General features: G+C 74.7%; 1 protein-coding gene. It reads right to left on the reverse strand.

Translation table 11 applies throughout. The features are described from left to right. Positions 1-253: substrate-binding domain-containing protein (locus tag MJ643_RS31075; protein WP_247727364.1), on the reverse strand; the 253-nt coding region annotated here is incomplete at both ends.

Raw genomic sequence — 253 nt, forward strand, 5'->3', positions numbered from 1 at the left:
GACCTGCCCCATCGAGGCCAGCGGCTGGCTGACGGCGGTGAGCTGAGGGGTCGTCCAGCGCGTGACCATGGTGTCGTCGAAGCCGATCACGCTCAGCCGCTCGGGCACGGCGACGTCGCGGGAGCGCGCGGCCCGCAGCGCGCCGAGCGCGAGATTGTCCGAGGTCGCGAAGATCGCCGTCGGCGGATCGGCGAGATCGAGCAGGGCCCCGGCCCCCTCGGCGCCCGACTCCCCGTCGAAGTCGCCGTGCCGG

The sequence above is a fragment of the Pseudomonas sp. PNPG3 genome (assembly GCF_023093815.1).
In the GTDB taxonomy this organism is placed as follows: domain Bacteria; phylum Pseudomonadota; class Gammaproteobacteria; order Pseudomonadales; family Pseudomonadaceae; genus Aquipseudomonas; species Aquipseudomonas asiatica.